This is a genomic window from Prosthecobacter fluviatilis (assembly GCF_042655725.1).
Taxonomy (GTDB): domain Bacteria; phylum Verrucomicrobiota; class Verrucomicrobiia; order Verrucomicrobiales; family Verrucomicrobiaceae; genus Prosthecobacter; species Prosthecobacter fluviatilis.
Genome location: NZ_JBHSMQ010000007.1, coordinates 119,640 through 129,081, shown reverse-complemented (window position 1 = coordinate 129,081; position 9,442 = coordinate 119,640). Strand labels below are relative to the sequence as shown.

The 9,442-nt window shown below is 60.0% G+C and carries 4 protein-coding genes and 1 tRNA gene; 1 reads left to right on the top strand and 4 read right to left on the bottom strand.

The window, feature by feature from the left end; genetic code table 11:
* The first annotated feature begins 708 nt into the window (after positions 1-708).
* Positions 709-945, top strand: a complete 237-nt coding sequence (locus ACFQDI_RS18180; protein WP_377169426.1) for a GIY-YIG nuclease family protein — start codon at positions 709-711, stop codon at positions 943-945.
* Positions 946-1,584: 639 nt separating this feature from the next.
* On the opposite strand, the gene ACFQDI_RS18175 is transcribed toward ACFQDI_RS18180, so the two are convergent.
* The 4 genes from ACFQDI_RS18175 to ACFQDI_RS18160 all read right to left on the bottom strand — a co-directional run bounded on the left by ACFQDI_RS18175 (position 1,585) and on the right by ACFQDI_RS18160 (position 9,424).
* The gene (locus tag ACFQDI_RS18175; RefSeq protein WP_377169423.1) at positions 1,585-6,015 is read right to left on the bottom strand and encodes an autotransporter domain-containing protein; all 4,431 of its coding nucleotides are present in this window, start codon (positions 6,013-6,015) and stop codon (positions 1,585-1,587) included.
* 571 nt (positions 6,016-6,586) lie between these two features.
* Positions 6,587-7,528, bottom strand: coding sequence for a hypothetical protein (locus ACFQDI_RS18170; RefSeq protein ID WP_377169421.1), 942 nt, complete (start codon positions 7,526-7,528; stop codon positions 6,587-6,589).
* Between the two features lie 7 nt (positions 7,529-7,535).
* Positions 7,536-9,200, bottom strand: coding sequence for a right-handed parallel beta-helix repeat-containing protein (locus tag ACFQDI_RS18165; RefSeq protein ID WP_377169419.1), 1,665 nt, complete (start codon positions 9,198-9,200; stop codon positions 7,536-7,538).
* A 137-nt stretch (positions 9,201-9,337) separates the two neighbouring features.
* A tRNA-Leu gene (locus tag ACFQDI_RS18160) sits at positions 9,338-9,424 on the bottom strand.
* Between the last annotated feature and the right edge of the window lie 18 nt (positions 9,425-9,442).

The following is a 9,442-nucleotide window of genomic DNA, read 5'->3' as shown; positions in this document are numbered from 1 at the left end:
GCCTGTGAATCGGGCCAGAATGGAGAGCTGATTGTCTAAAGCTCCGGGACGATTGGTCGATCTTATTTTCTTGAACAGTGTTAGGTTGTTCAAGGCATGGGCATGCCTGAAAAAAGCAGAAGAAAAGCGCTTCATAGAGGGTGGAACGAGCGCCTCTCAATTCAGCACGGGCTGATCCAACACCCAATTCTCCAACACCCCGAATTCCGCTTATTAGACGCTAAATGTGCACATTGACTCCATTAAAGACATTTCGAGGGTCATCGTGGCACGCACCATGATGAAGTCCGTTCGTCGATGAGACATTCCATCTCATTTTTTGAAACACCCCATGCGCCCCTATGGGCTCACAATCCTGGCATTCCCAGCCCCCCTGCGAATCTGGCTTCTTTGATGGTATGAGAGTCGAATGGCAAGGAAATGCCGGTCACGAGAGATTGCGCATTTTTATGGCCATCGGGTTCTCTGAGAACTGGATCAGACCAAATCCATGGTAAAGCAAAACGTTCCGTACACGGAATGTGCATTGGATATCGTCCGAAGGGTGGATTCTTTCTGGCGATCAAAGCAGCAGACCACACGCATCCTTGTCGCTCCTGAAACGAAAGGCCTAAAAAACGTGTTAACGGAAATGCTGCTGCACCTGCCCCCCGGGAAAGGAGTGCAAAGGCTGTCATTGCACCCGTTGCACCTGGCAGATTGTGATGAGTGCTTGCAACCCAATGCACATCTCCTCCCCCAACAGCTCAAACTATTCCACTTCGAGAATCCCCTTTCAGTGTGGTTGGGCTCTGCCTTCTTTCGGGCACTCCGTCTGTGCCTGGGGTCTATTTCTTTTACGACAAGGAGGGTGACCTGCCATACATCGGTAAGTCGTTGGATCTCAAAAAGCGCATTGCTCGCTATCGGTATGTGACTCCGGAGAAAAAACCAAGCGAACGCTGAAACTGGTGCATCGGAGTGTCAGGATCGAATGGAAGGAATGTGCTACGCAACCCGACGCCATTGAGCTTGAGCACATGCTGCCTCCAGAACATCGACAACCATTTAATCGTGCTGGTGTATGGAAGGTGGCCCCATGGCGGCTGAAAATTGATGCCCCGTCCGAAAGATTGAATCTTGAACTGGTTCGTGAGGAAGGCGGCACCGGCCCTCATCCATTCGAGTGACTTTAGCCGCCTCCAATGTCAAAATGAGCGCCAGGTAACCAGACCTCATACACTTTGTTCGCTGAATGGCAGTCCGGACCGCGTCACCATTCGCGGGATTGCTTGGAAAAAGTGCCGGCCTGGACGGCGCATGCGTGGCATTGCCCACCGGCTGTTCTTTGGCAGGAGCTGGATTCAAAGGCGTAGGGCGAGAGGGCGCAGTGTCTCCTGGGAAACCCGTCGGCCGCCCCGGCGTGGCTGGCCCCCAGGATACGGATTTGAAGCTGAAGCCTGCATCAATATCTCATGATGCTGCGAACCAGCACCGCCAGTTCACCTGGTTTCATTATTCCAAATTGGCTGGCTCGCAGGTTCACTTCGCGACCGCAGTCCATATTAGAGGTGGGTCGCGAAGGCTGAGAAGCGGAGGCGCTGATCAAAACTTGTAGCCGAAGCGGATGCTGCCGAAGTGGGCTTCCATGTTGTTGCGGAAGAGCTGGACCTGGTAGCCGAGGAGCATGCTGAAGTCGGGGGTGAACTGGAAGTTCACGCCGGTGCCAAGGACCATGTAATCTTGGCCGGGAGTCTGATTGCCACCAGCGGCGGTGAATGGGGCATTGATGAGGCTGACGCTGGTGCCGTTGTTTTTGAGGTTCTGGCGCTCGTAGCTGAGGCGGAACTGCGGGGTGATGTCCGCCCAATCAGTGTGGAATTTCTTGGAGGTGGACCAGCCGACGCGGGTGACAAGGGACTCGAAGGTCTGCTTGTTGAAGCGCAGCGCGCCGAGACCGCCGCCGGTTTCGCTGTAGGCGTCCACGGTGCCGTGGAGGTAGTCGATGCCGATGAAGGGACCGGTGACGAGGCTGCGATCCGGGAGGAAATGGAAGTTCCAGCCGGTGTTGTATTGGATGGCGTTGGTGTAGGCGTCGGTGGCACCGGCGGCGGATGGGAGGCCGAGGCCGGGATTGCGCTGGGAGCCGAGGTCGTAGGCGCCAAAGGAGTAGAGCAGGCTGCCCCAGAAGCCTTTGCGAGCATACGCGAGGTAGGCGGAGAGCATGGGGCCTTCGAGATCGATCTTGCCGAGGCCGCCGGTGTAGGTCTGGGAGCTCTGGAGGAAGGTGACGGCAAAGCCGAGGGTGAGGCCGCGGGAGAGGTGGCGCTCAATACCGACGCTGGAGGCCCAGGAGTCGATCTGCACGCCGGACTGGGTGCTGATGGGATTGAGCTTCACGTTGCCGTAGTTGACGGTGGTGAAGACTTCCCACTGGCGGCTGCGCAGCACCTTTTTGGCGATGGGGTTTTTGTCCTCGGGGCCGTCTCCTTCTCCCATGACGACGCCGTAGTCGAGCGCGGCGGAGATGCTGCCATCGGACTCCTCTTCCTCTTCACCGCCGCCGCTGCGGAGATTGAAGAGGTGGTTGTTGATGTCGTTGAGGCCGGTTTGCACGCCGGAGATGATGGCCTGACCCTCAGCATTGGCCATGGCGAGGCCGCTGCTGTAGGCGGTGAGTTCGGGGCGACGGTCGGCGATGGAATAGATGCCGGTGGTCTGGTCAAAGGTGCCGAAGAAACCTGTAGCGAGGCCGAGGGCGCTGTCATTGACGGCAAGGTGGCCGGTGATGGTGCCGCCTCCGGAATTGAGCTCGATGACTTTCCACTGATCGCCACCTGCAAAGACGGGCGTGACGAGCTGATTGCCAATGACAAGGGTGCCGCCGGCGGAGGCATCGAGGATCCCGTGCAGATTGAGCTGATCTGCGGCAGTGGAGATGCCGGTGTTGTCTCCCAGGCCTGCGCCCGTGTAGAGATTGACCAGGATGACGCTGTCTGCGCCCATGACGATGGCTCCAGAGCCGGAGGTGGTGACTGAGAGCACCTGCGCGCCGGGAAGAGCGGTGGGATCTCCAACGCTGATGGCACCATTGACGAAGATGGATCGGTCCGGCGTCAGCTCCACCTTGCCTGACCCGGCCAGAGTGCCCGCGGTGCCGACGGTGAGATCACCTTTGCCGAGGAAGTTCACACTGCTGTTGATGGCAAGCAGAGCGTTGACGGTGGTGGCATTGTTGACCGTGAGGGTCTGCTTTCCCGAGCCGGAGATGCCGGTGTCGCTCTCGATGGTGAGGCTCTTGATGGTGGTGTCCACGTCCAGGTTGGTCTGAGTGCTGCCCACGCCGGTGGCGGAGAAGGTCACATCCGTGAGGGCGCCGGGCAGTGCGGCGGTGTCGGTGACGCCATCCACGGTGGTGGCCCAGTTGCTGGTGCCGGAGCTAAGGGAGGACCAGTTGCTGTCCACCTTGCCGGTCCAGTAGGCGGTGACGGGACGGGTGTAGACCAGTTTCAAGGTGGTGCCGTCATACACGAGCGTGAAATCTGTGGGCAGCGGGGCGCTGAGGGTGAAAGCGTGTGCGCTGTCGAGGCCGCTGGCAGCGGTGATCAGGGTGTAGCTGGTGGCCGTGAGGTCGGAGGTGGTTTCCAGAGAAAGGATGGCACCGGCGGCGATGGTGGCGGCTCCGCTGAGATTCAGGCTGGTCAGGAGAGTGCCGCCGCCCTGCAGGGAAAAGACGCTGCCGCTGTCAAAGGTGGCGCTGATGCCGGAGAGCGCACCGAGGCCCAGGAAGTTTCCGGGTTTCAAGACGCCGCCACTTTGCACATGAAGATTTCCGCCGAGCGTGCCCATGCCGCTGAGGGTGGCGGTGTTTTCCACGGTGACACTGCCGGTCGCGGCGGTGAAGTCTCCATTGATGAAGACGGTGCCGTTGCTGATGACTGTCTCTCCAGTGTAGGTGGCGCTGCCATTGAGCAGGGTGGTGCCGGTGCCTGCCACACGCAGCCCGCTGCCGCCATTGTCCAGGATGGGGGCGTTGATGGAGACGGTGCTGCTGTTGTAGTTGTTGATCTGGAGCATGCCGGCTGCCGTGGCTGCGGTGAGGCCTGAGGCGACGGAGTCGGTGGTGATGACGTAGGTGTTGCCGCCGGTGCCGCCAAAGTTCCAGACGTCCGTGCTGATCACTGCGCCAGGTGCCAGGGTGAGGATGCCGGAGGAGGCGGTGGTGTCCACCGTGATGCTGCGGGCAGACTCTGAGGCGCTGACGACCAGGGAGGCACTGCCTGCGGTGGAACTGCCGCCGTCATTGTTGTCGATGCGGTAGTCCGTGCCGGCGGTTGCGCCAGTGGCCGGGAGCAGGTCCGTGGTGGTGAGGCGGATGATTTGATTGAGTGCATTGACTGTGGCCAGGCCAAAGCCGGTGGAGTCGGTGACGGTGAAGCCCGGATTGATGGCGCTGCCGGCGGTCTGGCCGGAGAGCAGGACGACGCCGCTGCCCACGGTGCCTCCGTTCGCGCCACCGGCGGCGGTGTTGAAGTTCAGTGAGGAGCCTTTGCCTGCGGAAGTCAGTGCGCCCAAGTCCAGGGTGTTGCTGTCCCCGATGACGATGCTGCTGCCCGTTCCTGCAACGGTGGTGAGGCCGTTCACGGTCTGGGTGCCCGTGCCGGTGAGGCTGAGGGTACCACCGCCGAGGGTGAGGGCGGAGCTGCTGGAGATAATGTCCGCCGACACAGTGCCAAAGCCCAGCTCCAGCGTGCCACCGAGCACGGAGGTCTTGCCGGTGTAGGTGTTCGCCGCAGTGAGGGTGGTGGTGCCGGGTCCGATGTGGTTCACCGTGAGATTGCCATCCAGCGTGGGGGAGAAGTAGAGGCTGCCGGTGTGGTTGAAGTTCACCACGGCGGTGCCGTCACCACCGAAGATGCTGGCCGCATTCAGCGTGCCCGCCGCGCCTCCGGTGCCGAGGTTCAGCGTGCCGCTGCTGCCGCTGTTCGTCCCCATGTACAGCGTGCCGCTGCCAGAGTAAACTGTGATGATGCCGCTATCCGTGAGGTTCACCACCCCTGTGCCGCCATAGCCGAGGTAAGAACTGAGCATGGTCCATGTCCCACCGCTCACATTCACCGTGCCGCTGCTGCCAGTTTGGGTGCCAATATAGTTCGTCGTGCCGCTGGCGTTGACAGTGCCGCTGGTCAGGTTCAAGACTCCGGTGCCGTAAAGACCGACGGTGAAAGCGCTGCCGCTGGTCCAAGTCCCGCCGCTCACATTCGCAGTGCCGCTGCTGCCGGATTGGTTGCCGACATAGGCGACGTTGTTGCTGAGGCTGCCGCCGGAAATGTTTAGCAGCCCGGTACCGGAATAGCCGATATTAAGAGAGCCGTTTACCCAGGTCCCGCCGCTCACATTCGCCGTGCCGCTGCCGCCCCCGTTGTAGCCAAGATTGAGCTGGCCGGCTCCGGCGCTGCCGTACAAAGTACCACCGCTGCCGCCAGAGAGGTTCAGCACGCCGGTGCCATCATTGCCGACGAGGAGAGCTGAGCCGTAGGTCCAGGTCCCGCCGGTCACATCCACCGTGCCGCTGCTGCCTGCCTGATTGCCGATGTAGTTAAAATCTCCGCCGCCGAAGCCGAAGCCGATGGTGCCGCCGCTGATGAGAAGCCGGGCGACGTCTCCGGACTGATCGGCAACGAAGAGGCTGGCATTCATCTGGGAGAAACTGGCCCCGTCCACCACCTGAAGCGTGCCGGCGCGTATGTAGGTGTCGTTGGTGTAGGTGTTGAGGCCGGAGAGAATCAGGGTGCCTGCGCCCGCCTTGATCACCAGGCCCGTGCCGCTGATCACGCCGCTCTGCGTGGCAGTGCCTGAGAGGATGCTCAGGGTGGTGGGGTCATTTGGCGAACTGGTGCTGTAGCTTGTTGCATCTGTCTGGCCGTCAGTGTAGTCGATCTGGACTTGGGCAGCGAGCGGGGTGGTCAGCAGTACTGCCGTCAGGCAGCTGAGCAGGTAAGTGGTCAGGCGGTGGAAACGACGGGTGGGGAGCATGAAAAAAAAGATGAAGCGTGGTTAATTAACTGCCAGTGAAAGAGATGGCCATGGTTTCTTGTTTCACTTAAGACTAGCGTCGTGCGCAGCGGACCAATCAACATGGGGGAGTGCCCAGGCTGATTGTAACGCCGGGCACTGCTTTATAGATTTTTCCGTTCAAGAAAACCGCGCCGATTAAGAAATTCTTTAAAACAAGAATGCCGCCAATCAAGCCAATTGAAAAGGATTTCAATGGTTTTTTGTTTAAGGCGTTTGAAGCGACTATTTGCCAGGCAAATCTCTGAATTGGGCAAGCGATGAGCCTATGTAATGGCAAGGGGGTTCTTTGCTGTTGCGGAAGGGGGCAGAAACAGAAAAAACACGCCCCGCAATCGGGACGGTGATTTAAGTGAGGCTCCGGGACAAGAGCCTGAGCAGGTCCGCCTTTGGGGCGTCGGTGTCCCTACAACTTTTTCAAAGAAGCGATCAACCAACCATTCGCAAGCTGGCAAGGTTCCGGGAAAATGGCTGCTTCTGGAAGAAATGAGCTAAAAACAATATCCAGAATATTTGCGATTTATTATGCGGCTCAGCGCGTGGTCATGGGGCCCATCTTGACGACCTCGAGTTCTCTGCCCTTCACCTGGCGAATGGGCAGGAGTTCCTCATGGTGCCAGCGATCATCCGGCGCACCGCTGATGAACCAGTCGCCGCCGTTGTCTGCCAGGATCATGCCGTGCGTTTTGAGGCCTTCCAGGATCACTTTGGCCGCGCCTGAAAATCTAGAGGTGTCAAAGCTGGCCTTCAGGCGCACACGCATGCCCATGGGGGGCAGGTTGTCATCCTTGTGCGGACTGGCGAAGTGCGTGGCGGGCGGCACATAGGCACGGCGTGACTTTTTGACCGTGAAGCGCAGCGCATGGGCGAGCTTCTTCGTGCCGCAAATCTCATCGTAGCGAGCCAGGCCGGGCATGATGGGCAGGCCAGCGGCATCGGCACTGGTCCACCCGGCGGGGCGCGGCTTGGGCGCCTTCAGATCAAAGACGCTGCCGCTGTAGGCCTGCCATTCTTTGCCACCGGAGAGCGGAAATGCGCGGTAGATCTCATAGAGCTTCCAGTTGTCCTTATCGAGCACGAGGACGTGGCGGTCGCCATCGCTTTGGCTGCCGCCTTCGATCCAGGCATCCGGCGGGATGGGATAGGGGCCGGGATCGCTTTCATCTTTGGCTTCTCGGAAGATGACCGGCACCTTTGGCTGATCACCGCTGACAACGTAATAGGGGATGCCGCCGGGCTGCCCCTGCCACACGAGGCCGAAGTCCTCATGCAGTCCTTTCTCCGCGCCGATGGCCGCTATGATGGCGTCGCTGAGCGGATCGACCTCGTCTTTGGACACATCCCGGTTCCATTCGTCCCCAGCAGGCATGAGCAAAGCGCCGCCGAGGTCGGCATTCGGTCCCGTCTTGAGTTCAGGATGCTGCGCGAGGGCGCAGGCGGTGAAAACGCAGAGAAGCAGCGTGGCGGTTTTCATGGAGGAATCACTTGGGCTCGCCATCCGGCGGGAGAGTCGTTTCGCGAGGACCATAGACGGGCGCGTTCATTCCGGCCTCATGGGCACCCATGTCAGCCGCCGAGCCAGTGAAGGCGTCGTTTACATTGGGAAAGGGTCTCGCAATGTCTGCGGCCGCAGACTGGGGCTTGAGGCGCAGATCGGGCGGCTCATAAAATTTGGCGGGATCTTCAGGAAAGCTGGGATGTGCCAGCACCCCCAGCGTCACCTGCACTCCATGAGGCTCAAACTCGATACCTGGCAGTTTGCTGAAGGTCCAGGAACGCAGCTTGCCTTCAAACGCAAGGCCGTGCGTGGCGTAGGCATTGAAGTCGATGACGCAGTGCCCGCCGAAATTCTGCACGTCTGCTGCGCGCCCGCGCCCGGGGCTGTAGCCGCCGTATTGCCTCCCCTTTGTCACTTTGCCGCCGATGAAGAGGTTGTTTTGGATCAAGGCATGATCAAAGGGCTCCCCGGTGTAGTTGCCAAAGCCATCGCCCGCTTTGACGACGGTGTTGTGCAAGATGACATCGCCGACGCTGTAGCGGTGCAGCTTGAAGGCGCCGTAGGTGATGTTGAACATGACGTTGCGGATGAAGTAGTTCGGGCCGCCGAGGCCGGGCTGGCTGCTGATCCCGACAAAGCAGTTCGTCAGGCGATTGCGCATGATGCGGCAGTTGTGATGGGCAAAATCCGCCTCGATGCCGTCGTCGAGCCCGGCGCTGATATCGTTGTTGAGGATGTCATTGCACGCCTGCACCACCGCGCCGCCATCCTCCATGTGGGAGATGCAGTCGCGGAAGCCGCTGACACGGTTGTGGCGGATCACATTGCCGCTGCCGGTGAATTCGATGCCCTCGCCTTCATTGTCGCCGCCCGCCCCCATGATGGAGGGGTCCCACTGGCGTATGCCCGTGATCACGTTGTCCTCGATGCAGGCATTTGTCATGCCGGGCTTGTAGGCCTTGATGCCATACTGGGCGGTGATCTTGCAACGCCTCACCACACAGTGCTCGGTGTTGTTCAGGCGCACCGGGCCATTCACCGTGATGCCTTCCAGATACACCCACTTTCGGTCGGTGAGGCCCGCTTCCCTGAAAACGGCCTTCCCGCTCGTGCTGCGATAAATGACGGGCTTTCCCGGCTCGCCATCGCGATTGAAGCGCACCTCGCCGTAGTCGCCATCGGCCAGCAAAAGCACCTCGCCGGGCTTCACGCTGTTGATCTCGGCCTTCGTGCCGTTTCTGATCACCGCGTCCTTGGCTGCGACGGCTTCGGGCCGCGTGCTTGCCTTGATGATGCGGGTGGCATCTCCACCATCAGGATCATGCAGAGTCAGGGCGATCTCATACTCCGTGCCAGGCCGCAGATCGAAGACGCTGCCGCTCAGGCGATTGGTCCAGGAGATGATCGGATCGGTCTTCTGGCTTGATCCCGCCGGGACGCGCTTGAGAGGCATGCCCGCGCGCCATTCGGCAGCCCCAACCGGACGAAACTTGATGTCACAGACCGCATCGAGATCGTCATCTCCCTCGATCTGCCATTCGACGGCGAGATTCGTGAGGGTGGGAAACGGCGAGGTGACTTCACCCGGCGTGGTGGAGTCACCCGCGTGCAAGCTAGCCAGCAAAAAGAACGGCAGCAGTCGAGTCATGGAGTTTCGTAGTGCCTGCCCTATGGCCGGACAAGCGGTAAATAAAGCCGCCAGGGTGGCTTCACTTCACCCGCACAGGACGGCATGGATGGAATCCTCTTTGGCCCCCGCTGAAACCTCTGCTGCAGCTTCTTTGATGGTACCGGCGGTCGGACTCGAACCGACACATCCTCACGGATACAAGATTTTGAGTCTAGCGCGTCTACCAATTTCACCACGCCGGCATGCTCAAAGAAGAGTTC

What these genes read in the sequence shown, in the direction of transcription:
- ACFQDI_RS18175 (WP_377169423.1), bottom strand. Translation starts at nt 6,015, where the DNA reads ATGCTCCCCACCCGTCGTTTCCACCGCCTGACCACTTACCTGCTCAGC.
- ACFQDI_RS18170 (WP_377169421.1), bottom strand. Translation starts at nt 7,528, where the DNA reads ATGAAAACCGCCACGCTGCTTCTCTGCGTTTTCACCGCCTGCGCCCTC.
- ACFQDI_RS18165 (WP_377169419.1), bottom strand. Translation starts at nt 9,200, where the DNA reads ATGACTCGACTGCTGCCGTTCTTTTTGCTGGCTAGCTTGCACGCGGGT.